Raw genomic sequence first — 25449 nt, 5'->3', positions numbered from 1 at the left:
CGAACGAGGACCACCCCGATGAACCCGGTCACCCTGCGCAGCCGCTTCTGGTCGGACCTGACCAGCGAAGAGTTCTCCCGCCTCGACCGCGAACGGCTGATCGCCGTGCTGCCGGTGGGCGCCACCGAGCAGCACGGTCCGCACCTGCCGATGTCGACCGACACCGCCACCATCGACGGCATGGTGCGCGCCACGCTCCCCCACCTGCCCGACGACCTGCCCGTGCTGTTCCTGCCCACGGTGCCCTACGGCAAGAGCAACGAGCACTCGCGCTACCCGGGCACGCTCACGGTCTCGGCCAGCACGCTGATCGCGATGTGGACCGACATCGGCGCCTGCGTGGCGCGTGCCGGCGTGCGCAAGCTGGTGCTCTACAACAGCCACGGCGGCCAGATGAGCGTGATGGACATCGTGGCGCGCGACCTGCGCGAAGCGCACGGGATGATGGTGGTGGCCGCCAACTGGTACACGCTGGGCCTGCCCGAGGGCCTGTTCACCGCGCACGAGGGCAGGCACGGCATCCACGCCGGCGACCTCGAGAGCTCGGTGATGCTGCACCTCACGCCCGACTACGTGCGCGCCGACCAGTTCCGCAACTTCCACTCGATGACCGAGGACCTCGCGGCCGAGAACAAGTACCTCTCGATCACGCCCAGCGGCAAGCTCGGCTGGCAGATGCACGACATCAACCCGATGGGCGCGGCCGGCGACGCCACCCGCGCCACCGCCGAGAAGGGCGCCGCGGTGCTCGACCACGTGGGCCGGCGCTTCGTCGACCTGCTGCACGAGATCGATCGCTTCCCGCTGTCGCGCCTGGCCAACGAGCCCGCCTGGCGCTAGGCTCGCGCCCCTCTCCGCCACGCCCTTCGGAACACCCCATGGAAAGCACCACGCCATCCACCCCCGATGCCGAAGCGCCGCTGGTCCGGCTGCGCAACGTCGGCAAGCGCTTCGCCAACGGCACGCTCGCGCTGCAGGGCATGTCGCTCGACATCGGCGCGCACGACTTCATCAGCTTCCTCGGCCCCTCGGGCTGCGGCAAGAGCACGGCACTGCGGCTGATCGCCGGCCTCACGCGCGCCAGCAGCGGCGAGATGGCCTGGACCGGCGGCGCCGCCGCGCGCACCGACCGCGACCTGGGCTTCGTGTTCCAGGAACCCACGCTGATGCCCTGGGCCAAGGTGTTCGACAACGTCTGGTTGCCGCTCAAGCTCGCGGGCATGAAGCGCGACGCCGCGGCGCCCGTGGTGCAGCAGGTGCTCGAGATGGTCGGGCTCTCGCGCTTCGCCGACGTCTATCCGCGCGAGCTCTCGGGCGGCATGAAGATGCGGGTGTCGATCGCGCGCGCGCTGGTCACGCACCCGCGCCTCTTGCTGATGGACGAGCCCTTCGCCGCGCTCGACGAGATGACGCGCATCAAGCTCAACAACGACCTGCTCGCGATCTGGCGCGAGCACCGCTTCTCGGTGGTGTTCGTCACGCACAGCGTCTACGAGTCGGTCTACCTCTCGAACCGCATCGTGGTGATGGCCGCGCGCCCGGGCCGCGTGATCGACGAGATCCGCATCGACGAGCCCTACCCGCGCGGCGAGTCCTTCCGCACCTCGAGCCGCTACAACGCGCACTGCACCGCGGTGTCCCAATCCCTGCATGGAGCCCTGCATGGCGTCGACATCGATCACTGAGCCCGCGGTCACCGCCCTGCACGACGACGACCTCGCCACGCCCTCGGCCGATGCCCAGCGCGCCCACGAGGACCGGCAGCGCCGACGCGAATCGCTGCTGCGCATCGTGGTGCCCGCGGTGGTGGTCGGCGCGCTGCTGCTGCTGTGGGAATGGACCGTGCGCGCCAACAACATCCCGCACTACATCCTGCCCGCGCCCTCGCTGATCCTGAAGACGCTGTTCGACAACTGGGACACGCTGTCGAGCGCGCTGTGGTTCACCGTGCGGCTCACGCTGCTCGCGCTGGCCGCGGCCATCGTCGGCGGCGTGCTGCTGGCGATCGCCTTCGCGCTGTTCAAGTGGGTGGAGATCGGGCTGTTCCCGATCGCGGTGATCCTGCAGGTCACGCCGATCATCGCGATCGCGCCGCTGATCCTGATCTACGTCTCGAGCACCACCGCGGCACTGCTGCTGTGCGCCTGGATCGTGGCCTTCTTCCCGATCCTGTCGAACACGGTGGTGGGCCTCAAGAGCGCCGACAGCAACCTGCGCGACCTGTTCCAGCTTTACAAGGCCTCGCCCTGGCAGACCTTCCGCCACCTGCTCGCGCCGAGCGCGCTGCCCTACTTCATGGCGGGCCTGAAGATCGCGGGCGGCCTGAGCCTGATCGGCGCGGTGGTGGCCGAGTTCACCGCGGGCACGGCCGGCAAGGAAACCGGGCTGGCCTCGCGCATCCTCGAGTCGAGCTTCCGCACCGAGATCCCGATGATGTTCGCGGCGCTGCTGCTGGTGTCGCTGCTCGGGATCGTGATCTTCATCGTCTTCGCCGCGCTCTCGCGCCTGGTGCTGGGCCACTGGCATGAAAGCGAAATGCGCCGTGAACGCTAGGACCTCGCTCGCCCCGGCCATCGACTGGGACGCGGTGCGCCGCGACCTCGCGGGCCTGAACCTGGTCACCGCGCCGGGCCAGCGCAAGCAGCTGTCGAAGGACTTCTTCTGGTACAGCCCGATCCTCACGGCGCAGCTCTCGGGCTGCGTGGCCGAGCTGGTCGTGAAGGTCGGCACCGAGGACGACGTGCGCCAGGTCTGCGCCACCGCCGCCAAGTGGAAGCTGCCGCTCACGGTGCGCGCGGGCGGCACCGGCAACTACGGCCAGTGCGTGCCGCTCGAGGGCGGGCTGGTGATGGACGTGACGCAGCTGTGCCGCGTGCTCGACATCGGCGACGGCCGCATGCGGGTGGAGGCCGGCGCGCGCATGCACGACATCGACCTGGCCGCGCGCGAGACCGGCCAGGCGCTGCGCATGTGGCCCTCGACCTGGCACGTGGCCAGCATCGGCGGCTTCATCGCGGGCGGTTTCGGCGGCATCGGCTCGTTCCGCCACGGCATCCTGCGCGACCCCGGCAACCTGCTGCGCGCGCGCGTGATGACGGTGGAGCGCGAGCCGCGCGTGGTCGAGCTGGCGGGCGACGAGATCCAGCAGGTGCACCATGCCTACGGCACCAACGGCGTGATCCTCGACGTGGAGGTGGCGCTGAGCCCGGCCGTCGACTGGGTGCACTGCACGGTGCTGTTCGAGCGCTACCGCGCGGCGCTGGACTTCGGCATCGCGGCCAGCACGCCCGATCTCGACCTGTTCCTGCTGTCGACCGTGGAAGCGCGCTTCTCGCCCTACTACACGGCGATGGGCGAGCACTTTCCCGCCGACCGGCATGCGGTCTTCACGATGGTCGCGCCCGCGTCGATGGAAGACTTCCGCGCGCTCGCCGCCGCGCACGGCGGCCACGTCGCGCTGGCCGGCACCGAGGCCGAGCTGCTCGCGGCCGGCCTGCCGCCGGCCTACGAATGCGCGTTCAACCACACGACGCTGCAGGCGCTCAAGATGGACCGCGGCTGGACCTACCTGCAGGTGGCCTATGCGCAGCCCTTCGATCCCGCGGTGGTCGAGCGCCACCTCGAGATCTTCGGCGACGAGGTGCTGCAGCACCAGGACTTCGCGCGCGCGGGCGGCGAGGCCGGCACCTTCGGCATCCTGCTGGTGCGCTGGACCGGCGAGGCGCGCCAGTACGAACTGATCCGCGAGATCGAGTCGCAGGGCGGCTGCAAGATCTTCAACCCGCACGTGGTGACCATCGAGGACGGCGGCATGAAGACCATCGACACGCAGCAGATCGAGTTCAAGAAGCGCAGCGACCCGATGGGCCTGATGAACCCCGGCAAGACGCGCGGCTGGACCGCTGACATGGCCACCGAGGGCTGAAAAGATTTAGGCTTCGCGTCCCGTCCCTTTTCCAAGAAACCTCCACAGGAGCACGTCCTCATGCGCATCCCCGCTTTCCGCATCCGCCCGCTCGGCAGTCTGGCCCTCGGCCTGGCGCTGACCGCCGCCGCCTTCGCCGCGCAGGCGCAGGAGAAGGTGGTGTTCGCCACCAACTGGAAGGCGCAGGCCGGCCATGGCGGCTTCTACCAGGCGCTGGTGGACGGCACCTACAAGAAGTACGGCCTCGACGTCGAGATCCAGCAGGGCGGCCCGATGGTCAACAACCGGCCGATGCTGCCGGCCGGCAAGATCGACTTCCTGATGACCGGCAACCTGCTGCAGTCCTTCGACAACGTGAAGAACGGCGTGCCCACGGTGGTGGTCGCGGCCTTCTTCCAGAAGGACCCGCAGGCCATGTTCGCGCACCCGGGCCAGGGCTTCGACACCTTCAAGGACATGACCAAGGCGCCCGTGGCCTTCATCGGCAAGGACGGCCAGTTCAGCTTCTGGCAGTGGATGAAGTCGGAGCACGGCTTCAAGGACTCGCAGCTCAAGCCCTACACCTTCAACGTGGGTCCATTCCTGGCCGACAAGAAGTCGATCCAGCAGGGCTACGCGATCTCCGAGCCGCTGTCGATCAAGGCCCAGGCCGGCTTCGACCCGGTGGTGCAGCTGCTGGCCGACAACGGTTTCTCGACCTACTCGACCACCATCGAGACGCGCGCCGACCTCGTGAAGACCAAGCCCGAGACGGTGCGCAAGTTCGTCGAGGCCTCGATCATCGGCTGGAACAACTACCTCTACGGCGACAACAAGGCCGCCAACGAGCTGATCGCCAAGACCAACCCCGACTCGCCCGTGGCCGCGCTGCAGGGCTCGATCGAGCTGATGAAGAAGATGGGCATCGTCGACAGCGGCGAGTCGCTGACCAAGGGCATCGGCGCGATGGACGAGGCGCGCGTGAAGGACTTCTACGACAAGATGGTCAAGGCCGGCCTCTACAAGCCCGGCGAGGTCGACCTGTCGAAGGTGGTCACGACCCAGTTCGTCAACAAGGGCGTGGGCCTGGACGTGCGCAAGAAGCTCACGGGCAAGTAAGCCGCGACCAGGGATCCGATCCACGACCACTCCGATTTCTCCGCGGGCCGCGCGGTGCTTGCGCCGGGGTCAGATGCCGGCGCCTGGGATGCCATAAGGCACCGTGCGGCTCTTCATTCCTGGGCTCTGACCCCGTATTGCCGCCTAGGACCTGTTAACGCTATGCAAGGGGTCGCGTTGCCCCGCAAAGGGGCTGGATGCAAGGCGCCCGCGCGCAGCAAGGCTGGCGCCTTGCAAGCGCGGGCAACGCCGCAGACGGCCCCTTTGCGGGGCAACCCGGAGGGAAGCTCGCCAGAGCCCGCCCCTCGGCGTTGCGCTCCTAGCGTGTGCGGACGCACACGCGTCGTCGCGCGCCTTGATGGGCGGGCTCTGGCGAGCTTCGCGACCCCTTGCATAGCGTTAACAGGTCCTATCGGCGAACCGGCCCTCTCATGAAAACGCTCGTCGTTCATTGCCATCCGAACCCTGACAGCTTCAACCACGCGCTCTACCGCACGGCGCTCGCCGCCCTCGAACCCCGCCACCAGGTCCGGGCCATCGACCTGTACGCCGAGGGCTTCGACCCGACGCTGACCCGCGAGGAACGCCTCGCGTACCTCGACAACACCCAATTGATCCGCGAACGCGTGCAACCCCACGTCGAAGCGCTGCTGTGGGCCGAGCACCTGGTGTTCGTCTATCCCACCTGGTTCCACGGACCGCCCTCGATGCTCAAGGGCTGGCTGGAGCGGGTGTGGCTGCCCGGCGTGGCCTTCCTGCCGGCCGAGCGCAAGGGCCAGGCCGCGCGCTCGGGCATGCGCCACATCCAGCGGCTCACGGTGGTCACCACGGGCGGCTCGCCGCGCTGGTTCGTGATGGCCATCGGCGACCCCGGGCGGCGGCTGTTCACGCGCGCGCTGCGCGCCCTGTTCGCCTGGCGCTGCAAGGTGACCTGGCTGCAGCTGCACGACATGAACGCCGTGACCGCGCTCGACCGCACGCGCTTCATCGAGCGCGTGGCGCGCAAGCTGCAAACGCTGTGACCACGACCCCAACGATCCGGGAGAAAACACCATGAGCCTCGAACGCACGCTCACCGTCCGCGTGACGCGCATCGCGCGCCAGACGCCCGAAATCCTGGCCTTCGAACTGGCCCATCCCTGGGGCCGCGCGCTGCCCGGCTACGAGGCCGGCGCGCACATCGACGTGCACATGCCCGGCGGCTTCTCGCGCCAGTACTCGCTGGCGCGCGCGCCCTCGGCGGGCGCCGTCTCGTCCTACCTGATCGGCGTGAAGCGCGAGGCCGCGAGCCGCGGCGGCTCGGCCTCGATGCACGAGCGCGTGCGCGAGGGCGACCTGCTGCCGATCAGCACGCCGCGCAACACCTTCCCGCTGCAGGCGCGGGCGCGCCATCACCTGCTGCTGGCCGGCGGCATCGGCATGACGCCGCTGCTGGCGATGGCGCAGGCACTGGCCGCGCGCGGCGAGGGCTTCACGCTGTGCGTGTTCGCGCGCGCCGAGGAGCACCTGGCCTTCGCCGAGGCGCTGCGCGATCCGGCGCTGGCACCGCACGTGCGGCTGCACCTCGACCAGGGCGACGCCTCGCAGCGCATCGACCTGCGCGCGCTGCTGGCCGCGCATGCCGGTGCCGCCCATCTCTATGTCTGCGGCCCCGGCGGCTTCATGCAGGCGGTGCGCGACGCGGCCGCCGCCGCGCGGTGGCCCGAGGACGCGATCCACGCCGAGTACTTCGCCGCGCCCACCGATGCCGCCGCCACCGCGGGCCAGCCCTTCGTGCTGCGGCTCGCGCAGCGCGGCATCGTGGTGCCGGTGGCGGCCGACCAGACCGCCGTCGACGCACTGCACGAGGTCGGCATCGACATCCCGGTGTCCTGCGAGCAGGGCCTGTGCGGCACCTGCGTGGTCGGCGCCGAAGGCGAGGGCGCCGAGCACCGCGACTTCTGCCTCACGGGCAGCGAGCGGCGCCACAAGGTGGCACTGTGCTGTTCGCGCGCCAAGGGGGCCGAGCTGGTGGTGCAGCTCTGAGACCGCGCATGGCCAGGACCACCGCCGTCGACACCGCCGAGGACGCCGAGGGCCCCGCCACGCGCGGGCGCTCGCGCAAGTACGCGCAGGTGCTCGGCGTGATCAACCAGGCCGCGATCGAGGTGTTCGCGAGCGAGGGCCTGGCCGGCGCCTCGACGCAGGCGATCGCCGACAAGGCCGGGCTCTCGAAGGCGCAGCTGCACTACTACATCGACAGCAAGGAGGCGCTGTACCGGCAGATCCTGCAGGACATCCTCACCGACTGGATCGTGGTGTTCGGCTTCGACGACGAGGCCCTGGGCCCGCGCAAGGTGCTCGGCGACCTGATCCGCCGCAAGATGGCGTTCTCGTTCGAGCACCCGCTGCGCTCGCGCATCTTCACGGCCGAGATGCTGCGCGGCGCGCCGGTGCTCAACCCCCTGATGGACACGAGCAAGCAGCGCACCGACCAGGCCGCCGCCGTGATCCGCAACTGGATGGACCAGGGCCTGATGGACGAGGCCGACCCGATGCTGGTGCTGTTCCACATCTGGGCCGTGACGCAGTTCTACGCCGACCACGCGACCCAGGCCGCGTACTTCCGCAACACCGCGCAGCACGGCGACGCGCAGGACCGCGATTACCTGGTCGAACAGGTGACGGCGTTCCTGTTCAAGGGCGCGGGCGTCAGGTAGCGCGCACCGGCAGGTACATGGTGGCCTCGACCTCCACCAGCACCTCGTCGCCCGGCAGGAAGCGCGACACCTCCACCACCGTGCTGACCGGCGGCTCGCCCGGATAGAACAGGCCGCGCACGCGGTTGTAGAAGGCGTAGTGCGGCAGGTGGCGGAAGTACTGCACCAGCTTCACCACGTCCTCCATGGTGCCGCCGTGCTCGGCCGCGATCTGGCGGATGCGCTCCAGCACGAACCAGCTCTGCGCCACGATCGGCGCCTCGAACACGTCGACCGACATCTGGCCGGTGGCGTAGCCCAGGCCCTGCAGCGCGCTGCGCCCGGCCTCGGGAATGGCGTCGTAGCCGGCGACCGCGCGGCGCGTGGCCGGGTCGACGGCGACGACGCCGCTCATGTAGACGAAATCGCCGACGCGCTTGGCGGCGGCATAGTTGGCCATCGGCTTGCCCATGCTCATGCGGTGTGCTCCAGGATCCGGCCCGCGCGGATGACGCTGCGGCGGCGGCCGCGCGGGTCGATGAGTTCGTGTTCGTCGGTGGCGGCCAGCACCACCAGGTCGGCCGGACAACCCGCGGCGATGCGACCGTCCCAGGCCAGCCCGAGCGCTCGCGCCGGCGCGAGCGTGATGCTGTCGATCCAGTCGAGCGCCGGCGCGAGGTGCGCCACCTGCACGCCGAGGCCGAAGGTCTCGACGAGGTCGTAGCTGCCGTAGGGATAGAAGGCGTCCTGCACGTTGTCCGTTGCCAGGCTCGCACGCAAGCCGCGTGCCGCGGCCTCGCGGACGCGCGTGATGCCGCGCGGCACCGGCGTGCGGTCCCAGGCGCCCTGCAGGTAGAGGTTGGTGGTGGGCAACGCGACCAGGTGCAGGCCCGCGCCCGCGCACAGCGCCAGGGTTTCGTGCGCCACGGCATCGTCCTGCACCGAGAGCGAGCAGGCATGGCCGCAGACCACGCGGCCCTCGAAGCCGCGCGCACGCACCAGCTGCGCGATGGCGCGCAGGCCGCTGGCGTCGGCATCGAGGCCCTCGTCGACATGGAAGTCGAGCGACAGTCCGTGCTTGTGCGCGAGCTCGAACACGCGGTCGAGCTTGGGCAGCAGGGCCTCGTTGCGGTAGACGAAGGCGCCGAGCGCGCCGCCCGCGCGCGCCACCTCGCGCGCGATGCGCTCGCCGGCCTCGGCATCGGCGAACAGGTCGAGCGGCGTGAGCGAGACGAACTGCAGCTCGACGCGGCCGCGCCAGGCCTCGCGCAGCGATTCGAACACCGCGAGCGAGACCGGCGCCTCGGGCTGCACCCAGTCGAGGTGGGTGCGCAGCGCGCGCGTGCCGCTGCGCCAGGCGTCCTCGAGCGCGCGCTCCATGCGCGGGCGCAGCGAGTCGGCGGTCCAGCCGGCGCGGTGGCCGTTCATGCGCTCGATGGCCGCGAACAGGTTGCCCTGCGCCGCGCCCACTTCCTGCACGGTGTAGTTCTTGTCGATGTGCGCATGCGCGTCGACGCAGGCGCTCAGCACGATGCCGCACGCCACCTCTTGCTGCGCGCTCGGCGCGACCGAGGCCACGCGATCGCCGTCCAGCACCAGGTCGAACAGCTCGGCCTCCGACGCGAAGCCGCGCAGCGGCTTCGGGATGCGCAGCGCCTCGAGCTTCACTGCGCCTCGCGCCACGCGCGCAGCCAGCCCAGCCCGGCCGAGGTGCCGCCGGGTTCGCTGCCGCGCCGCGGCCGGTATTCGCAGCCGACCCAGCCCTGCCAGCCGGTCTGCGCCGACACCTCGTCGATCACCTGGAACAGGTAGGGATAGTTCTGCTCGCCGATGTCGGGCTCGTGGCGCTCGGGCACGCCGGCGATCTGGATGTGGCCGACGCGGCCGGTGGGCAGGTACTGGCGCAGCTTCATCGCGACGTCGCCCTCGACGATCTGGCAGTGGTAGAGGTCCATCTGCACCTTGAGGTTCGGCGCGCCGATGCTCTCGACGATGGCGTGCGCATGGTCCTGGCGGTTGAGGAAGAAGCGCGGGATGTCGCGCGTGTTGATCGGCTCGATCAGCACGTCGCGCCCGGCCTTGGCGGCCTCCTCGGCGGCCCAGCGCAGGTTGTCGACGTACACCTGCTGCACGGCATCGGCCGTGAGGCCCTCGGGCACCAGCCCGGCCATGACGTGGATGCGAGGGCAGTCGAGCGCGACCGCGTAGTCGATGGTTTTTGCAATGCCTTCGCGGAACTCGGCATCGCGCCCCGGCAGGCAGGCCAGGCCGCGTTCGCCGCCCTCCCAATTGCCGGGCGGGCCATTGAAGAGCACCTGTTGCAGGCCGTTGTGCCGGAGGCGCGCGACGATGTCCTCCTTGGAGAAGGCATAGGGAAACAGGTACTCGACGGCCTCGAAGCCGTCCTTCGCGGCGGCATCGAAGCGATCGAGGAAATCCAGCTCGGGATAGAGCATCGAGAGGTTGGCGGCGAAGCGTGGCATGGCGTTGTCTCTTTGAAGTTCTGGCGATTGTGGTCTCGAACGAACTTACCAGCGCGCGCCGAAAGTCGCGCGCAGTTCGGCGATCTGTTCGGGCGACAGCGGTGCGGGTGGCGTGGCATGGTCGCGCGTCATGAGGTGGAGCCTGGCGGTCTCCTCGAGTTCCTCGAGCACGGCCATCGCGGCGGCGGGGGTGTCGTGCCATACGTTGGGGCCGAGGCGGTCGAGCATCACGGCGCGGATCGGCACGCCGGCCGTGCCACGCTGCGCGATGGCCTGCGCGACCTCGGCCGCCGCTTCGGGTGCACCCGGGCGGTGGTAGTGGATGCGCGGCACGTGGCCGACCTTCATCACGAAGTAGGGCGTGAGGGCGGGCAGCAGTTCGTCGCTGGTTCCGCTCAAGGTGAGCGCGACGCAGTGGGAGCTGTGGGTGTGGATCACGCAGGCGGTGTCGGCATCGAATGCTCGCGCTGCTTCGTAGATGCGCATGTGCAGTGCGATGGTCTTGCTGGCACGGTCACCGCTGGTCTGTTGCCCCTGTGCATCGAGCCTCGCGAGCCGCGCGGGGTCGAGGAAACCCAGGCAGGCATCGGTGGGGGTGATGAGGAAGCCACCGTCTTCCAGGCGCACGCTGATGTTGCCGGCCGTGGCGTGGACGTAGCCTCGGTCGAACAGGCTTTTTGCCGTGCGGCAGATCTCTTCTCTTGCTTCTGTTTCAGTCATGGTTTTTTTGGCTTGTTCGGGGCGCGTGCACAGGAAGCGCTGCAGTGATGCCGGCCGATCAGGCGCTGCGCATCTGGCGTGTGTCGATGGGGTACTCCCCGCAGCGAAATAAAGGAGGAGCCGAAGGCGGGGGACATTCGCGGAGGGGAGTACCCCATCGGCGCACGCCCGCCCCGACCTGTCAACACCCCAAGGCATCACCCCAACACCGCAAACGCCTTGGTAAAGAAATCATCCCCCCCGAAGTTCCCCGACTTCAAGGCGATATGCACCCCGGTGTCAGGCGCTAACGAGGAACGCGCATGACACCACGGCACCCCCGGATCGATCTGCGGCCCGATCTGCATCTGCGCGATGCCGAGCGCCTGCACGCAGGCCCCGGAGGTTTCGCCGCCCGCCACCACGAGCTGGCGCACACCGTGCTCGACCAGCCCGCGCGCGATCGCGGCGATGGTGCGCTCGACCATCGCGCCGGCCTCTTCCACGCCCAGTTGGCCTTGCACCGACTTCACGGCACCGGCTTCGGCCGTGGAGTAGACGAGCACCGGCCCCTTGTCGATCAGCGGCGCGGCCCAGGCCAACGCCTCCGCCGCGACATCGACACCGGCCGCGATGCGCAGAGGATCGATGGCCAATGCCGCGCCGCCACGGCCGATGAAGTCGAGCACCTGCCGGTTGGTGGCCTGCGAGCAGCTGCCCGACACCACCGCCGTGCGGCCGCCGGCCTTCGGCAGCGCGCTGGCCTGCGAGGAGGGTGCGAGCCCGAAATTGGCCGGCAGGCCGATGGCCACGCCCGAGCCCGCGGTGACCAGCGGCAGCTTCGCGAGTGCCGGGCCCATGCGCAGCAGGTCGTCGTTCGACACCGCGTCGACGATCGCGATCGACACGCCCTCGGCCTTCAGCTGCGCGATGCGCGCTTCGATCGCTTCCGCGCCGCGCGCCACCACCGCGTGATCGATCAACCCCACCTTGCGCCCGCACTGCGCCTGCAGCACCCGCACCAGGTTCGGGTCGGTCATCGGCGTCAACGGATGGTTCTGCATGCCGCTCTCGTTGAGCAGCACCTCGCCCGCGAACAGGTAGCCCTTGAACACCGTGCGCTTGTTGTCGGGGAAGGCCGGCGTGGCGATGGTGAAGTCGCAGCCCAGCGCCTCCATCAGCGCCTCGGTCACCGGGCCGATGTTGCCCTGCGGCGTGCTGTCGAAGGTCGAGCAGTACTTGAAGTAGATCTGTTGCGCGCCCTGCGCCTGCAGCCAGCGCAGCGCCTCGAGCGACTGCGCGATGGCCTCGGCCGGCGCGATGGTGCGAGACTTGAGCGCCACCACCACCGCATCCACGTCGGCCGCCAGCGGCCCCGCGGGCACGCCGATCGCCTGCACCACGCGCATGCCCGCGCGCACCAGGTTGTTGGCGAGATCGGTGGCGCCGGTGAAATCGTCGGCGATGCAGCCGAGCAGCAGCTTCGCCATGGCTCAGCCCTTCACCGCGAGCTTCACGGCCTGCGGGTTCTCGCGCACGTAGTCGCGCAGGATCGCGTCGAAGCTGGCATCGGCCTTCAGGCCCAGCGCCTCGGCACGCGCCGCATGCACGCGGCTGGGCCAGCTCGTGACGATCTTCGCGATCGCCGCGTCGGGTTCCCAGTCGATCAGGCTCGTCGCCTCGGTGCCCGCGATGCGCTCGAGCGCCTGCGCCATCTCGCGCACGGTGGTGGTCAGCGCGGGCAGGTTGACCGCCGTGCGCGCGCCCCACTCGGCGCCGCTGGCCGTGGCCGCGCGCACGATGCCCGCGATGGTGTTGCCGGGCGAGGCGAGCGCCACCGGCGTGTCGGGCGCGACCGGGCAGCGCGCGCGTTCGCCCGCGAGGGGTTCGCGCAGCATGCCGCTGAGGAAGCTCGAGGCCGCGCCGTTGGGCCGGCCCGGACGCACCGACACCGTCATCAGCCGCACGTTGCGGCCCTGCACGAAGCCCTTGCGCGTGAAGTCGGCCACCAGTTGCTCGCCGACGAACTTCTGGATGCCGTAGCTGTTCTGCGGCGTGGGCAGCGTCGTGTCCTCGATCAGGGCCGGCAGCCGCTGCTCGGGCGAATCGCCGAACACCGCGACCGAGCTCGAGAACACGAACACCGGCGCATGGCCGGCGCGGCGCGCGGCCTCGAGCAGCGCGCGCGTGGTGTCGAGGTTGCTGCGCATGCCGAGGTCGAAGTCGGCCTCGCATTCGCCGCTGACGGCGGCCGCCAGGTGGAACACGAGCTGGCTGCTGGCGATCGGCAGCGCGCCGCTTTGCGCCTGCTCGAGCAGGTCGCCCTGCAGGAACTGCACGCGCGCGTCGGCCGCGAGGTCGGCCGGCGGCGCCACGCGGTCGGCCAGCACGATGCGTTCGATGGGTTGCGGCGCGGCGCCGGCCAGTGCCAGCGGCCCCTGGGCGAGCAGCGTGCGAGCGAGGCGCGCGCCGAGGAAGCCGCAGCCGCCGGTGATGAGGATGTTCATGGTCGTCATTCTGGAGTGGATGTCGGGGCAGGCAGCGTGATGCCCGGGAAGATCTTGATCACCGCGCTGTCGTCCTCGCGCGCATGGCCCGCGGTCGAGGCCTGCATGAACATCTGGTGCGCCGTGGACGACAGCGGCAGCGGAAACTTGCTGCCGCGCGCCACGTCGAGCACCAGGCCCAGGTCCTTCACGAAGATGTCGACCGCCGACAGCGGCGTGTAGTCGCCCGCGAGCACGTGCGCCATGCGGTTCTCGAACATCCAGCTGTTGCCCGCGCTGTGGGTGATGACCTCGTAGAGCGCGGCCGGGTCCACGCCCTCGCGCAGGCCCAGCGCCATCGCCTCGGCCGCGGCCGCGATGTGCACGCCGGCCAGCAGCTGGTTGATGACCTTCACCTTGCTGCCCGCGCCCGCGCTGTCGCCGAGCCGGTAGACCTTGGCGGCCATCGCGTCGAGCACGCCCGCGGCCTTGTCGTAGGCCGCGGGCGTGCCGGCGGTCATCATCGTCATCTGGCCGCTCGCGGCCTTGGCGGCGCCGCCCGAGATCGGCGCGTCGAGGTAGAGCAGGCCGAGCTTCGCGAGCCGCGCCTCGAGCGCCACCGACCAGTTCGGGTCGACGGTCGAGCACATCACGAACAGGCTGCCGGGCTTCATCGAGGCCGCGCAGCCCGGCGTGTCGCCGTCGCCGAACAGCACCGCCTCGGTCTGCTGCGCGTTCACGACGACCGAGATCACGATGTCGCTGGCGGCGCCAAGCGCGGCCAGCGTGTCGCAGGCGGTGCCGCCGTCGCGCGCGAAGGCCTGCGCGGCCTCGCGGCGCAGGTCGAACACGTGCGGCGCATGGCCCGCGCGGCGCAGCGACTGCGCCATGCCGGCGCCCATGGCGCCGAGGCCCACGAGGCCGACGACGGGAGGGGAGGAAGTGGTCATGGAGGAAGGGGCAGGATGATTTGTCAGGTCATCATACAAATTTGAAGCGACTTTGTCTTGCCCGGAATTCCCCCGACCGACTCTCAGGAAGCCTTCTTGCGCCGCCCCTTGCCGGCCACTGCGCTCTCCTGCAGCCCCTCGACCAGCGGCCGCGCGAGCTGCGCGCCCTCCTGCTGCCAGAAGGCCGGGTCGGCCTGCTCGATGCGGCGGATCGCGTTGTCCATGTGGGTCTTGGCGGCCTCGCGCGCGCGCAGCGGATCGCCGGCCTCGATCGCCTCGACGATGCGCGCGTGTTCCTGCGCCACCTCGCGCGCGAAGTCGGCGCGGCGCGCCTCGTTGGCGCGCGTGACGCGGGTGGCGCCATGCAGGAACTGGCGCAGGTACTGCAGGGTGCCGATCAGGAACGGGTTGCGCGCGGCCTCGGCGATGGCGCGATGGAAGCGCACGTCCTCCTCGGCGCCGTTGCCGCCGACGGCCACTGCCGCATGCAGCGCCGCGATCGCGTCGCGGATGCGGCGCACGTCCTCGTCGGTGCGGCGCTCGGCCGCCAGGGCCGCCACCTCGGCCTCGAGCGCACGGCGCAGCTCGACCATCTGGATCACCGCCTCGCGCGAGGCCACGTGCGGCAGTTCGAAGCGCAGCGGCTCGACCCCGGCCGCGCGCACATACACACCGCTGCCCTGCCGCGAATCGACCAGCCCGAGCGACTTGAGCCGCGACACCGCTTCGCGCACCACCGTGCGGCTGACGCCGAACTGCTCGGCCAGCGCGGACTCGGTCGGCAGCCGGTCGCCCTCGGACAAGCGCCCGCTGCGCACCTCGGCCGCCAGCGCATCGGCCACCTGGTCGGCCAGGCGGACGGCGGGGGCGAGCGATTGGAAGCGGGCGGTCATGAATGGGCTGCGACTCTAACGCAGGCCCTTGCAACGCCTCCTAGGCGCGTCCGACCGCCGGCCGCGCGTTGAACCACAGCAGCGTCAGCGCGAACGCCAGCAGCGGCAGCATCGCGAGGTTGATCGCAGTCCAGCCCACGCCCGCGAGCAGCGCGCCCGAGCCGAAGGACATCAGCACGGCCGTGGTGCCGTTGCTGAGTTCCATCAGCGCCTGCGCGGGCCCGCGCTCGTGCTCGGCATGCGCCTCGGCCAGCAGCGTGGTGCCGGCGATCAGCATCAGGTTCCAGCCCAGGCCCAGCAGCAGCGAGCTCGCGAGGAAGTGCGCGAAGTCCTGGCCCGAGAGCGCGACCGCGGCGCTGGTCGCGAGGATCGCCGAGCCCAGCATCGCGACGCGGCGGCTGCCCCAGCGGTCGACCAGCGCGCCGGCGAAGAAAGCCGGCGCGAACATGCCGAGCACATGCCACTGGATCACCTGCGCGGCCGCGGCGGCGGAGAAGCCGCAGAAGTCCATCGCGAGCGGGGTCGCGTTCATCGCCAGCACCATGAGGCCGTGGCCGATGGCGGTCATGAGGATGGCGGCGCGCAGCATCGGCCGCGCGAGCAGCACGCGCATCTGGGCCCAGCCGCGCGCCACGGCCGGCGGCGCCGCGCCCTCGCGCAAGCGCGACATGGCGGCCACGCCGCACAGCGCCAGCACCGCGATCGCGAGGTAGGCGCCCGCGAAGGGCACGGGCAGCGCGTTGCGCGTCCAGACCGCGATGGCGGGCGCGAACACCGCCGCGCAGACACCGCCGCCGACCACCAGCGCGGCGGCGCGGCCCTTGTGGCGCGGCTCGACGGCCTCGAGCGCGGCATAGCGGTAGAAGCCGGCCGAGGCCTGGTAGCCGCCGATGCAGGCGGCGCCGAGGCAGAACACGGCAAAACTGCCGAGCCCCAGGCCCGTGGCGCAGACCAGCCCGCCCACCACGCCGAGCAGCGCGCCGCCCATCAGGCCGTGGCGGCGGCCGCGCCGCTGCATGAACATCGACAGCGGCGACACGGCCGCGAGATTGCCGAGCACCAGCAGCGCAAGCGGCAGGGTGGCCAGCGCGGGCCAGGGCGCGAGCCGCAGGCCCGCGACCGAGGTCAGCGTGATGCCGATGATCGAGCACGACCAGTAGAGCGCCTGGCCAAGGAACAGCAGCCGGATCGCGGGATTGCGCAGCAGCTGCATCGCTCAGCCCCCGGCGCCGAAGCGCTGCACGAAGGCCTGCGGGCTCACGGCGAGGTGCTTGTGGAAGCTGCGCCGCAGCGTCTCGGGATGGCCGAAGCCGCACAGCCGCGCCACGGTCGACACCGAGGTCTGCGCATGGGCCAGCAAGGCCGAGGCGGCCTCGACGCGCACCCGCTCGACGTAGTGGCCGGGCGTCATGCCGAGCTCGCGCCGGAACACGCGGCTCAGGGTGCGCGGCGGCATGCAGGCGCGCTCGGCCAGCGCCTCGAGCGAGAGGTCGCCCGCGAGCTGGCCCGGGATCCATTCGAGCAGCGACGACAGCCGCGGCGCATGCGTGGCCTCGGGCGCGAGGAAGCGGCTGAACTGCGCCTGCCCGCCGGGCCGGCGCAGGAACATCACGAGCCGGCGCGCCACCGCCAGCGCGATCGCGCGGCCGAGGTCGTGCTCGACCAGCGCCAGCGCGAGGTCGATGCCGGTGGTGACGCCGGCCGAGGTGAAGACATGGCCATCGCCCTCGCGCCCGCTCGGGTCGTAGGTATGGAGCCGGTCGGCCGCCACCTCGACCGCGGGATGACGCGTGCGCAGCGCCTCGACGCTGTCCCAGTGGGTGGTGGCGAGGCGGCCATCGAGCAAGCCGGCCCGCGCGAGGATCAGCGCGCCCGAGCAGACCGAGCCGAGCCGGCGCACGCGCGGCTCGGCGCGCTGGAGCCAGGCCAGCAGCGGCGCGTTGCGCAACTGGTCCTCGGCGCCCCAGCCGCCGGGCACGAGCACGGTGTCGAAGCGCGCCGGGTCCTGGTCCTCGCGCGCGGCCTCGGCCAGCAGCGAGAAGCCGGCCGAGCAGGCCACCGGTCCCACCGCGTCGGCCAGCAGGTGCAGCGAATAGCCGGCCGGTCGGCCCTGGCGCTGCAACTCGACATTGGCCGAGGCGAACACCTGCAGCGGACCGGTGACGTCCAGCACCTGGACATCGGGATAGATCGTGCAGGCGATGGCGCGCGGCGTTTGCATGCCGGCAGTGTCGTGCGCGCCGCGATTGGCCGCAACGACAACGACCCCACGGATCCGGCCACTTTCGGCGTGGCCGGCCCGTGTGGCGGGTCAGCCCAGCGCGTGCCGCGCGGCCTTCGCGATGCTCTGCGCGTCGACGCCGAAGAAGCCGCGCAGGGCGGCGCGCGTGTCGCTGCGCCCGAAGCCGTCGGTGCCCAGCGTGAGGTAGCGGCGGCCCGCGGGCAGGAAGGCGCGGATGCTCTCGGGCACGGCGCGCACGTAGTCGGTGGCAGCGACGATCGGCGCCTTGCCCTGGCCGAGCTGGCGCGCGACGAAGGCCTCGCCCGCCTCCTCGCCCGCGATGGCGCGCTGCTCGCAGGCCAGGCCGTCGCGCGCGAGCTCGCTCCAGCTCGTGACGCTGAACACCTCGACCTCGATGCCCTCGTCGGCCAGCAGCTGCGCGGCCTTCACCACTTCGGTGAGGATCGCGCCCGAGCCCATCAGCGTGACCTTCTTCTTCGCCTTGCCCGCTGCCGGCGCGTAGGTGCCGAAGCGGTAGCAGCCGCGCAGGATGTCGCCTTCCGCACCGGCCGGCACGTCGGGCTGCGCGTAGTTCTCGTTCATCAGCGTGACGTAATAGAACACGTCCTGCTGCTCGACCATCATCTCGCGGATGCCCGCGTCGACGATCACCGCCATCTCGCCCGCGTAGGCCGGGTCGTAGGCCTTGCAGTTGGGAATGGTCGCGGCCACGAGGTGGCTGCTGCCGTCCTGGTGCTGCAGCCCCTCACCGCCGAGCGTGGTGCGGCCCGAGGTGGCGCCGAGCAGGAAGCCGCGCGCGCGCTGGTCGGCCGCGGCCCAGATCGCGTCGCCCACGCGCTGGAAGCCGAACATCGAGTAGTAGATGTAGAACGGCAGCATCGCCAGGCCGTGCACGCTGTAGCTGGTGGCCGCGGCGGTCCAGCTCGCGATGGCGCCGGCCTCGCTGATGCCTTCCTCGAGGATCTGGCCGTCGGTGGCCTCGCGGTAGCTGAGCACCGAGCCGATGTCCTCGGGCGCGTAGCGCTGGCCCACGCTCGAATAGATGCCGACCTGCTTGAACAGGTTCGCCATGCCGAAGGTGCGCGCCTCGTCGGCCACGATCGGCACGATGCGCGGGCCCAGCGCCTTGTCCTTGAGCAGGTTGCCCAAGAGGCGCACGAAGGCCATGGTGGTGCTCATCTCCTTGCCGGCGGCCGCGACCGCGAACTGCGCGTAGTTCGCGAGGTCGGGCTTGGCCACGGGTTCGCAGGCGGTTTCGCGGCGCGGCATGGCGCCGCCGAGCGCCTCGCGGTGCTGGCGCAGGTAGCGCATCTCGGCGCTGTCCTCGGCCGGGCGGTAGAAGTCCATCGCGGCGGCCTGCGCGTCGCTCAGCGGCAGGTCGAAGCGGTCGCGGAACTCGATCAGGTCGACCTCGCCCATCTTCTTGTGCGAGTGCGTGGTCATCTTGCCCTGGGCCGCGCTGCCCATGCCGTAGCCCTTCTTGGTGTGGGCCAGGATCACGGTGGGCCGGCCCTTGTGGGCGGCCGCCGCGGCATAGGCGGCATGGATCTTCACGAGGTCGTGACCGCCGCGCTTGAGGCGGTCGATCTGCTCGTCGGTCATGCCCTCGGCCAGGCGCGCGAGCTCGGGGTTCTGGCCGAAGAAGTTGTCGCGGTTGAAGCGGCCGTCCTTGGCCGCGAAGGTCTGCATCTGGCCGTCGACGGTGGCGGCGAAGGCGCGCGCCAGCGCACCGCTGGTGTCGCGCGCGAACAGGCCGTCCCAGTCGCTGCCCCAGACCAGCTTGATCACGTTCCAGCCGGCGCCCGCGAACAGCTTCTCGAGCTCGTCGATGATGCGGCCGTTGCCGCGCACCGGGCCGTCGAGCCGCTGCAGGTTGCAGTTGACCACCCACACGAGGTTGTCGAGCTTCTCGCGCGCGGCCAGGGTCAGTGCGCTCATCGATTCGGGCTCGTCCATCTCGCCGTCGCCGAACACGCCCCAGACCTTGCGGCCTTCGCAGTTCAGGAGGTTGCGATGGCTGAGGTAGCGCATGAAGCGCGCGTGGTAGATCGAGCTGATCGGGCCGATGCCCATCGAGCCGGTGGGGAACTGCCAGAAGTCCGGCATCAGGTAGGGATGCGGGTAGCTGCACAGGCCGCGCGCGCCGCTGCCGTCGACGAAGGCCGGCGCCGTGAGTTCCTGGCGGTAGTGCGCGAGGTCGTCCTCGCTCAGACGCCCCTCGAGGTAGGCACGCGCATAGACGCCGGGCGCGCTGTGCGGCTGGAAGAACACGAGGTCGCCACCATGGGCGGCACTGCGCGCATGGAAGAAATGGTTGAAGCCGGTCTCGAACAGGTCGGCCGCGCTCGCATAGCTCGCGATGTGCCCGCCGAGCTCGCCATAGGCCTGGTTGGCCTTGGCCACCATCGCGAGCGCGTTCCAGCGCATCAGCGAGGCCAGCTTCTCCTCGACGGCGAGGTCGCCCGGGAACGGCGGCTGGTCCTCGGCCGCGATGGTGTTGACGTACGGCGTCGACAGCTCCGGCTGCCAGCCGATGCGCTGCTGGCGCGCGAGCCGTGCGAGTTCGTCGAGCATCTGGCGCGCGCGCTGCGGCCCGTGGACCTGCGCCAGCGCGAGGAAGGACTCGCGCCATTCGGCGGTCTCGGCGGGATCGGGGTCGTGCGACAGCGCTGCCTCGTCGAGCAGCAGGGCACGGATCTGGTCGGCGGAAATCGGGGCGTTCATGTCGGCACTTTAAGCCGCCACGAAAAGAATTGGCTACTGCTGCGGCCCGCAGCTTGACGGCTCGTCGGCATAAAATTCCGCCAATCCATCAGATCACGGCATTTCATGCAACTCGACGCGATCGACCTGCGCATCCTCGACGAACTGCAGCGCGACGGCGCGCTGTCGAACGTGGAACTCGCACGCCGCGTGCACCTGTCGCCCTCGCCCTGCCTCGCGCGCGTGAAGCTGCTCGAGACCGAGGGCGTGATCGACCGCTACGTGGCGCTCGCGAGCGCCAAGGCGCTGGGCCTCGGCCTCAACGTGTTCATCTCGATCAGCCTCACGACGCAGAGCAAGCAGTCGCTGGCCGACTTCGAGCAGCGCATCGCCGAGCACGACGAGGTGATGGAGTGCTACCTGATGACCGGCGACAGCGACTACCTGATCCGCATCGCGGTGGCGGACATGGCGGCGCTCGAGAAGTTCATCCTCGAGCAGCTCACGCCGATCCCGGGCATCGAGAAGATCCGCTCGAGCTTTGCGCTCAAGCAGGTGCGATACAAAACGGCGCTGCCGTTGCCGACAGCGCCGTCCTGATCTCTTCGGCGGGGCCGATTACTTCGAGAGCTTCGGCTGGATCGGGTCGGCCGTGAGGTAGCCGACGGCCGCAGCGTAGCGTTCCTTGTAGTTCGCGCGCACGTACGGATCGAGCGTGGCCTGGACCTTCGAGTGGATGCCGCCCCAGTCGCCCGGGTGCTGGAAGTTGCTCATGATGTAGGTCCAGCCGTTGATCTCGTCCACGGCATGCAGGCCGGTCGACTCGCCGCCCGCGGGGATCGACATGATGCGCGACAGCTTCTTGGTGTCGACGTTGTACGCCCACAGGAAGTTGTTGACGTGGCTGCTGCTGTCCTCGCCGATGAAGAGGGTGCGCATCTTCTCGGAGAACTTCAGGTTGTCGGGGTTGCCGATGATGTCCGGGTTCGAGGTATTGCCCAGCGCGTCGGCCGAGATGTCCTCGCCCACGATCAGCGCGCGGGTCTGGGTCGGCACCCATTCGCTGGCGATCGCGGCGCCGTCGCCGTCCTTCTGGCCGCCCGCGAGGTTGTGGGCCATCACGCCACCCGCGCTGAGCTTCTTCGGCAGCGCGATGTTGGTGGCGGCGGTCCAGCCCTTGCCGCCGCTGACCATCGAGTCCTGGATGTTCTGCAGCGCCGAGTAGGCGACCTTGTCCTTGATGTTGACGGTCGTGCCTTCCATCTTGGTGAAGGCCATGCTCGCGCCCTTGAGGTTGGCGTAGCGGTGGGTCTCGAGGAAGGCGGCGGCCTTCTCCATGCCCGGCTTCAGGCGGACCCAGTTGGCGGCGCCGTCGCAGAACATCTTGGTGTAGCTCGCGTCCGACGGGTCGGTGTAGACCACGTCCATGATGTCGCTGGCCTTGAGCGTATTGGCCAGGGCCTCGATCTCGGCACTGGTGGCGTGGCCGAGCTTGATCCACGACATCTTCGTGGCGGCGGCGGCCGGGTCGATCGAGTAGCCCGCGTCGTACTTGGCGACGTAGAGCGTGCCGGCCGACAGGTCCTTCTCCTTGTCGGCGACGAACATGAAGAAGCCGCCGTTGGTGTAGTCGTCGCCCATGATGGCGGTGCGCATGTCGGGCATGACCTGGATCAGCTCGTGCGAGATGCGGCCCATGCAGTAGTGCTTCTTCACGCTGCCGGTGCCGTCGGCATTGACGGTGATCTCGGGCAGGTGGCCATAGTGGTAGGGGTTGGCCGTGGTCTCGTCGCCGAACACGTTCTTGCTGTAGGCCTTGAACATCGTGTTGGTGGAGATGCTGGCCGCGTCGGGCTCGTACTCCTCGCTCGACAGGTGGGTGCCCCAGGGCGACAGGCTCGCGCCGCAGGTGATCCACAGGCCGTGCGCGCTCGACATGTCGACGTTGTGGTACTTCACCAGGCTGAGCTTGCCGGTGGCCTGGTCCTGGTCGAGCGTGAGCACGGCGATGGGCGAGGGCAGCGTGCCGTAGGTGCTGTTGCCGGCGAGGTCGCGCGTGGTGTATTCGAACTGGACCACGGCGAACACCGGCTTGCCCTTGACGCCGTCGACCTTGGCATTCGGCACGGTCAGCAGCGAGGTGCCATCGGGGCTGTCGGAGTAGAACTGGCGCGTGTTGGCCGGCACCGACTTGTCGAGGATGGGCTGGTTCTTGATGTCGTAGTAGCCGCCGGCCAGGACCTTGCCGCCCTTGCCGTCCGACACCAGGTCGCCGGTCAGGAAGAAGGGCTGGTAGGCAAGGCGGTACTCGGTCGAGCTGCCGTTGTCGAACGAGATCTTCAGCGTGGAACCGACCGTGGTGGTGGCCATGGCCGCGGGATCGGCCAGCGTGGGGGCGGCCATGCCGGTGAATTCGGCCGACTTGAACTGCGCGGCGGGCGCCGGTGCGGGTGCGGGCGCGGGTGCCGGAGGAATGACGGGCAGGAAGCCGCCGCCGCCTCCGCCACCGCCGCAGGCGGTCAGGAAGGCAACGCCGCCGAGCGGCAGCATCGGTGCGGCACCGAGCAGTTTGAGGGCGTGGCGGCGCGAGGCGCCGGACTGCGCCTTGGTGGAATCGGACATGGATTTCTCCCGAGTTGTCGTGGGGTGTCGAGGACGACCGTGCAGCCTCTGTTTCTCTCCGCTGCCGGTCAGCCGCGAACCTTAGTTAACTACTGTGACGACGGCATGCATCGCACATGACAAGGCCGTGACACCACGCACGCGGCCGTGACGACGGCCGCGTGTCGTCCACGCTCGGGAATCGTGCCGCGAACCGGCGAGGCCGGTCCGCGGCACGGTCGCTCAGAGGCCGATGAGACCGCCGTCGTCCTTCGTGATCACCAGCGTGGCCGAGAGCGGGCGGGCATTGCCGCCCTGCGGCCAGTGGCTGCCGAACTTGGCCGGATCGCCGATGTCGCCGGTGGGCGTGGTCTCGCCGGGATGCTGGATGTTCACGAACAGCGCGCGGCCATCGCCCGACTCGGCGATGCCGGTCAGTTCGCAGTCCTTCGGTCCCACCAGGAAACGGCGCAGGCCGTCGGTGCCCGGGGCCTTGCCCACGAAGGTGTTCTGCGTGCGCGTGGTCGTGCCGTCGGTGTTGGTGATCACCTTCGCGCCGCCGTCGCCGAGCTTGCCCGGCAGGGCCGCCAGCAGCATGCAGTTGGTGACGTCGGTGTAGGCACCGTCGTCGGTCTGCAGCCACAGCAGGCCCGGCGCGGCGTGGCTAAACCACATGCCGTCGGGGCTCGAGAAGTCGTTGTCGGCCGAGAGCTGCGACACGTTGACGTCGGCCGCGGCGGTGGAGCGCGCGCCGAACAGGTAGACGTCCCACTTGAAGCTCAGCGCCGCCGGGTCGGCGTTGTCGTCGGCGAAACGCACGATGTGGCCGTTCGGGTTGCCGATCTGGTTCGTCGTCTCGTTGTTCTTCTTGTCGTTGTAGAAGCGCGGGTTGGCACCATCGGTCGAGGCGATCGGACGCGAGCTCGCGTTGGTGTTGGTCAGCGTCACGTAGACGTCGCCGTTCTTCGGGTTCACGGCGGTCCACTCGGGACGGTCCATCTTGGTCGCGCCGGCGGAATCGGCGGCCAGGCGCGCGTTGATCAGCACGTCGGCCGCGTCGGCAAAGGCGTAGACGGTGTTGCTCGAGGTGATGCCGTTGACGCCGAGCTTGAGCTCGAGCCACTTGCCGGTGCCGTCGGCATCGAAGCGCGCCACGTAGAGGCGGCCGTCGTCCATGTACTTGTCGCCCGCGGCCATGCCGCCGCCGATGTCGGCCGCATCCCAGTTCTTCGTCGAGACGAACTTGTAGATGTACTCGTTGCGCGAGTCGTCGCCCATGTACCAGACCAGCGGCTTGCCGACCACGACCGGGCCAAGGCAGGCACCTTCGTGGCCGAAGCGGCCGAGCGCGGTGCGCTTCTTCGGCGTGCTCGAGGGGTTGAAGGGATCGATCTCGACCACCCAGCCGTAGGTGTTGTGGCCGTTGCGGTAGTCGGCGGTGGCGCTGGCGCCGAGCAGCTCGGTGTTCCAGCGGCCGTACTGGTTGTCGGCGGTGTCGGGCGTGACGGTGGCCCAGAGTTCGCGGCCGGTGCCGGAGACGCCGTAACGCGCAAAGGACGCTTTTTCCTTGTCGCTGCGCTTGGGGTTGTCGGTGGCGGCGACGCGGCGGAAGTAGCCGGCCCAGTTCTCCTCGCAGGTCAGGTAGGTGCCCCAGGGCGTGGTGCCGTTGGCGCAGTTGTTGACCGTGCCGCGGGTCTTGCTGCCGTCGGCCGAGAACTTGGTCTTCAGGTAGTCGGTCCTGGCGGCCGGGCCCGAGAAAGCCATCTCGGTCAGCGTGTGGACGCGGCGGTTGAAGCTCGAGTCCTGCTTGTAACTCCAGGCGTTGCCGTTCTTGAGGACCTCGATCACGCTGACGCCGTGCAGGTAGAACTCGCGCTTGACCTCGTCGGCCACGGTGCGCACGCCGCCGGCCACGGTCTGGCCGGTGGGATGCAGGAACAGCGGCGTGATGGCCTCGTGGTTCATCACCAGCAGGCCGCGCGTCGCGTTGACGGCATCCCACTTGTTCGAGCCGTTCATGCCGAAGAAGGTCATGCCGTCGTGGTGGTCGCCAGCGCGGCGGTCGTAGGTGGCCGGATCGTCGGTGCCGTCGTTCTTGTACGCGGCCACGCCGGCGGCCATCGGGTCGCCCAGGCGGAAGAGCACGCTGGCGGTGTAGCCGGCGGGCACGGTGACCACGTCGGCGAGGCTCTTGGCCACGGGGTTGAAGTTGAGCTTCAGCGGTGCCGGGGGCGCAGGCGGCGGGGGTGCCGGCGCGGGCGGGGGCGGGACGATGGGCAGGAACCCGCCACCGCCGCCGCCACCGCCGCAGGCCAGCAGCAGCGCGGTGCCGGCGGTGCCGACGCCCAGGCCGAACAGATGGCGGCGGCTCAGGCGCGAAGCGATCAGGTCGTTGAACGACGGGTTCTTGCTGGGATTGGTGCCGACGTCGTCGAGATCGTACGAAGGGTCGTCGCGGGTAGGTGCGGTCATGCGCGCTGTCTTTCTCGTGGGTTGGAAAAGAAACCAGCCCGCGAAGTTAGGTAGAACGAATGACAGTTCCGTGAATTGGTCAGCTTCTGTTCAGGTTCATTCGACTTGTGTTTTTGTGGTTGTCACGATGCCGCCATGCGACGGCTCCCGGCATCCAGATGCGGACGAAAAAAAGGGGGCTTCGAGCCCCCGATGAATGGACGAGGCATCGAGCCCCGC

The 25449-nt window shown here is 69.9% G+C and carries 22 protein-coding genes; 9 read left to right on the top strand and 13 right to left on the bottom strand.

Annotated elements, in window-relative coordinates; all coding sequences use genetic code 11:
* Positions 1-18 precede the first annotated feature (18 nt).
* The 8 genes from ACEN9J_RS21720 (at position 19) to ACEN9J_RS21685 (ending at position 7722) form a co-directional block, all read left to right on the top strand.
* Positions 19-840 (top strand): creatininase family protein, encoded by an 822-nt coding sequence (locus ACEN9J_RS21720; protein WP_209541362.1) that lies wholly within the window; start codon positions 19-21, stop codon positions 838-840.
* A gap of 38 nt (positions 841-878) precedes the next feature.
* Positions 879-1685 carry an ABC transporter ATP-binding protein gene (locus tag ACEN9J_RS21715; protein WP_057595869.1) on the top strand — a complete coding sequence of 269 codons (807 nt, stop codon included), beginning with the start codon at positions 879-881 and terminating at the stop codon, positions 1683-1685.
* Positions 1663-2553, top strand: coding sequence for an ABC transporter permease (locus ACEN9J_RS21710; protein WP_413762029.1), 891 nt, complete (start codon positions 1663-1665; stop codon positions 2551-2553). Before ACEN9J_RS21715 ends, ACEN9J_RS21710 begins: the two co-directional genes overlap by 23 nt.
* Positions 2525-3925, top strand: a complete 1401-nt coding sequence (locus ACEN9J_RS21705; RefSeq protein WP_413762028.1) for an FAD-binding oxidoreductase — start codon at positions 2525-2527, stop codon at positions 3923-3925. The genes ACEN9J_RS21710 and ACEN9J_RS21705 overlap by 29 nt, the downstream gene beginning before the upstream one ends.
* 60 nt (positions 3926-3985) lie before the next feature.
* Positions 3986-5023 (top strand): ABC transporter substrate-binding protein, encoded by a 1038-nt coding sequence (locus ACEN9J_RS21700; protein ID WP_057595872.1) that lies wholly within the window; start codon positions 3986-3988, stop codon positions 5021-5023.
* A gap of 431 nt (positions 5024-5454) precedes the next feature.
* Positions 5455-6045 (top strand): NAD(P)H-dependent oxidoreductase, encoded by a 591-nt coding sequence (locus ACEN9J_RS21695; protein WP_413762027.1) that lies wholly within the window; start codon positions 5455-5457, stop codon positions 6043-6045.
* Positions 6046-6076: 31 nt separating this feature from the next.
* Positions 6077-7048, top strand: a complete 972-nt coding sequence (locus tag ACEN9J_RS21690) for a PDR/VanB family oxidoreductase (protein ID WP_413762026.1) — start codon at positions 6077-6079, stop codon at positions 7046-7048.
* An 8-nt stretch (positions 7049-7056) separates the two neighbouring features.
* Positions 7057-7722 (top strand): TetR family transcriptional regulator C-terminal domain-containing protein, encoded by a 666-nt coding sequence (locus ACEN9J_RS21685; RefSeq protein ID WP_296742406.1) that lies wholly within the window; start codon positions 7057-7059, stop codon positions 7720-7722.
* Here ACEN9J_RS21685 and ACEN9J_RS21680 read toward each other — a convergent pair.
* The 11 genes from ACEN9J_RS21680 to mdeB all read right to left on the bottom strand — a co-directional run bounded on the left by ACEN9J_RS21680 (position 7715) and on the right by mdeB (position 20178).
* Positions 7715-8179, bottom strand: a complete 465-nt coding sequence (locus tag ACEN9J_RS21680; RefSeq protein ID WP_057595876.1) for a RidA family protein — start codon at positions 8177-8179, stop codon at positions 7715-7717. The two genes, ACEN9J_RS21685 and ACEN9J_RS21680, sit on opposite strands and share 8 nt — an antisense overlap.
* The gene (locus tag ACEN9J_RS21675; protein ID WP_413762025.1) at positions 8176-9384 is read right to left on the bottom strand and encodes an amidohydrolase family protein; all 1209 of its coding nucleotides are present in this window, start codon (positions 9382-9384) and stop codon (positions 8176-8178) included. The genes ACEN9J_RS21680 and ACEN9J_RS21675 overlap by 4 nt, the downstream gene beginning before the upstream one ends.
* Positions 9366-10184: a 2-oxo-tetronate isomerase gene (otnI, locus tag ACEN9J_RS21670; RefSeq protein ID WP_413762024.1), complete on the bottom strand. Its 819-nt coding sequence runs from the start codon at positions 10182-10184 to the stop codon at positions 9366-9368. Before otnI ends, ACEN9J_RS21675 begins: the two co-directional genes overlap by 19 nt.
* Positions 10185-10229: 45 nt before the next feature.
* Positions 10230-10904 carry an aldolase gene (locus ACEN9J_RS21665; protein WP_413762023.1) on the bottom strand — a complete coding sequence of 225 codons (675 nt, stop codon included), beginning with the start codon at positions 10902-10904 and terminating at the stop codon, positions 10230-10232.
* Positions 10905-11101: 197 nt separating this feature from the next.
* Entirely contained in the window at positions 11102-12373 is a 1272-nt protein-coding gene (gene otnK, locus ACEN9J_RS21660) for a 3-oxo-tetronate kinase (RefSeq protein WP_413762022.1), read from the bottom strand.
* Positions 12374-12376: 3 nt separating this feature from the next.
* Positions 12377-13390: a D-erythronate dehydrogenase gene (denD, locus tag ACEN9J_RS21655; RefSeq protein ID WP_296742414.1), complete on the bottom strand. Its 1014-nt coding sequence runs from the start codon at positions 13388-13390 to the stop codon at positions 12377-12379.
* Between the two features lie 5 nt (positions 13391-13395).
* On the bottom strand, positions 13396-14319 hold the full coding sequence (ltnD, locus tag ACEN9J_RS21650) for an L-threonate dehydrogenase (RefSeq protein WP_413762021.1): 924 nt from the start codon (positions 14317-14319) through the stop codon (positions 13396-13398).
* Positions 14320-14402: 83 nt separating this feature from the next.
* Positions 14403-15212 (bottom strand): FadR/GntR family transcriptional regulator, encoded by an 810-nt coding sequence (locus ACEN9J_RS21645; RefSeq protein WP_413762020.1) that lies wholly within the window; start codon positions 15210-15212, stop codon positions 14403-14405.
* 40 nt (positions 15213-15252) lie between these two features.
* Positions 15253-16425, bottom strand: a complete 1173-nt coding sequence (locus tag ACEN9J_RS21640; protein WP_057595883.1) for an MFS transporter — start codon at positions 16423-16425, stop codon at positions 15253-15255.
* Positions 16426-16428: 3 nt separating this feature from the next.
* A complete protein-coding gene (locus ACEN9J_RS21635) occupies positions 16429-17433 on the bottom strand; it encodes a GlxA family transcriptional regulator (protein ID WP_413762019.1) in 1005 nt (334 codons plus the stop codon).
* 90 nt (positions 17434-17523) lie between these two features.
* Positions 17524-20178: an alpha-ketoglutarate dehydrogenase gene (gene mdeB, locus ACEN9J_RS21630; RefSeq protein ID WP_413762018.1), complete on the bottom strand. Its 2655-nt coding sequence runs from the start codon at positions 20176-20178 to the stop codon at positions 17524-17526.
* Positions 20179-20283: 105 nt separating this feature from the next.
* Here mdeB and ACEN9J_RS21625 point away from each other — a divergent pair, with 105 nt between their 5' ends.
* Positions 20284-20757, top strand: a complete 474-nt coding sequence (locus tag ACEN9J_RS21625; RefSeq protein ID WP_057595886.1) for an Lrp/AsnC family transcriptional regulator — start codon at positions 20284-20286, stop codon at positions 20755-20757.
* An 18-nt stretch (positions 20758-20775) separates the two neighbouring features.
* Here the strand turns inward: ACEN9J_RS21625 and ACEN9J_RS21620 are convergent, their stop codons facing one another.
* Together ACEN9J_RS21620 and ACEN9J_RS21615 are read right to left on the bottom strand one after the other, a co-directional pair.
* On the bottom strand, positions 20776-22779 hold the full coding sequence (locus ACEN9J_RS21620; protein WP_057595887.1) for a PhoX family protein: 2004 nt from the start codon (positions 22777-22779) through the stop codon (positions 20776-20778).
* A gap of 222 nt (positions 22780-23001) precedes the next feature.
* Positions 23002-25230 (bottom strand): PhoX family protein, encoded by a 2229-nt coding sequence (locus tag ACEN9J_RS21615; protein ID WP_413762017.1) that lies wholly within the window; start codon positions 25228-25230, stop codon positions 23002-23004.
* Between the last annotated feature and the right edge of the window lie 219 nt (positions 25231-25449).

Origin of the sequence: Variovorax sp. Varisp41 (assembly GCF_047325085.1) — a bacterium.
In the GTDB taxonomy this organism is placed as follows: Bacteria; Pseudomonadota; Gammaproteobacteria; order Burkholderiales; family Burkholderiaceae_C; genus Variovorax.
Note: the sequence above shows the minus strand (reverse complement) of the source record. Positions and strands in the feature narration are given on the sequence as shown.

What these genes read in the sequence shown, in the direction of transcription:
- ACEN9J_RS21680 (WP_057595876.1), bottom strand. Translation starts at nt 8,179, where the DNA reads ATGAGCATGGGCAAGCCGATGGCCAACTATGCCGCCGCCAAGCGCGTC.
- ACEN9J_RS21615 (WP_413762017.1), bottom strand. Translation starts at nt 25,230, where the DNA reads ATGACCGCACCTACCCGCGACGACCCTTCGTACGATCTCGACGACGTC.
- ACEN9J_RS21700 (WP_057595872.1), top strand. Translation starts at nt 3,986, where the DNA reads ATGCGCATCCCCGCTTTCCGCATCCGCCCGCTCGGCAGTCTGGCCCTC.
- denD (WP_296742414.1), bottom strand. Translation starts at nt 13,390, where the DNA reads ATGAACATCCTCATCACCGGCGGCTGCGGCTTCCTCGGCGCGCGCCTC.
- mdeB (WP_413762018.1), bottom strand. Translation starts at nt 20,178, where the DNA reads ATGAACGCCCCGATTTCCGCCGACCAGATCCGTGCCCTGCTGCTCGAC.
- ACEN9J_RS21625 (WP_057595886.1), top strand. Translation starts at nt 20,284, where the DNA reads ATGCAACTCGACGCGATCGACCTGCGCATCCTCGACGAACTGCAGCGC.
- otnI (WP_413762024.1), bottom strand. Translation starts at nt 10,184, where the DNA reads ATGCCACGCTTCGCCGCCAACCTCTCGATGCTCTATCCCGAGCTGGAT.
- ACEN9J_RS21690 (WP_413762026.1), top strand. Translation starts at nt 6,077, where the DNA reads ATGAGCCTCGAACGCACGCTCACCGTCCGCGTGACGCGCATCGCGCGC.
- ACEN9J_RS21620 (WP_057595887.1), bottom strand. Translation starts at nt 22,779, where the DNA reads ATGTCCGATTCCACCAAGGCGCAGTCCGGCGCCTCGCGCCGCCACGCC.
- ACEN9J_RS21665 (WP_413762023.1), bottom strand. Translation starts at nt 10,904, where the DNA reads ATGACTGAAACAGAAGCAAGAGAAGAGATCTGCCGCACGGCAAAAAGC.
- otnK (WP_413762022.1), bottom strand. Translation starts at nt 12,373, where the DNA reads ATGGCGAAGCTGCTGCTCGGCTGCATCGCCGACGATTTCACCGGCGCC.
- ACEN9J_RS21685 (WP_296742406.1), top strand. Translation starts at nt 7,057, where the DNA reads ATGGCCAGGACCACCGCCGTCGACACCGCCGAGGACGCCGAGGGCCCC.
- ACEN9J_RS21695 (WP_413762027.1), top strand. Translation starts at nt 5,455, where the DNA reads ATGAAAACGCTCGTCGTTCATTGCCATCCGAACCCTGACAGCTTCAAC.
- ACEN9J_RS21645 (WP_413762020.1), bottom strand. Translation starts at nt 15,212, where the DNA reads ATGACCGCCCGCTTCCAATCGCTCGCCCCCGCCGTCCGCCTGGCCGAC.
- ltnD (WP_413762021.1), bottom strand. Translation starts at nt 14,319, where the DNA reads ATGACCACTTCCTCCCCTCCCGTCGTCGGCCTCGTGGGCCTCGGCGCC.
- ACEN9J_RS21715 (WP_057595869.1), top strand. Translation starts at nt 879, where the DNA reads ATGGAAAGCACCACGCCATCCACCCCCGATGCCGAAGCGCCGCTGGTC.
- ACEN9J_RS21710 (WP_413762029.1), top strand. Translation starts at nt 1,663, where the DNA reads ATGGCGTCGACATCGATCACTGAGCCCGCGGTCACCGCCCTGCACGAC.
- ACEN9J_RS21640 (WP_057595883.1), bottom strand. Translation starts at nt 16,425, where the DNA reads ATGCAGCTGCTGCGCAATCCCGCGATCCGGCTGCTGTTCCTTGGCCAG.
- ACEN9J_RS21635 (WP_413762019.1), bottom strand. Translation starts at nt 17,433, where the DNA reads ATGCAAACGCCGCGCGCCATCGCCTGCACGATCTATCCCGATGTCCAG.
- ACEN9J_RS21720 (WP_209541362.1), top strand. Translation starts at nt 19, where the DNA reads ATGAACCCGGTCACCCTGCGCAGCCGCTTCTGGTCGGACCTGACCAGC.
- ACEN9J_RS21705 (WP_413762028.1), top strand. Translation starts at nt 2,525, where the DNA reads ATGAAAGCGAAATGCGCCGTGAACGCTAGGACCTCGCTCGCCCCGGCC.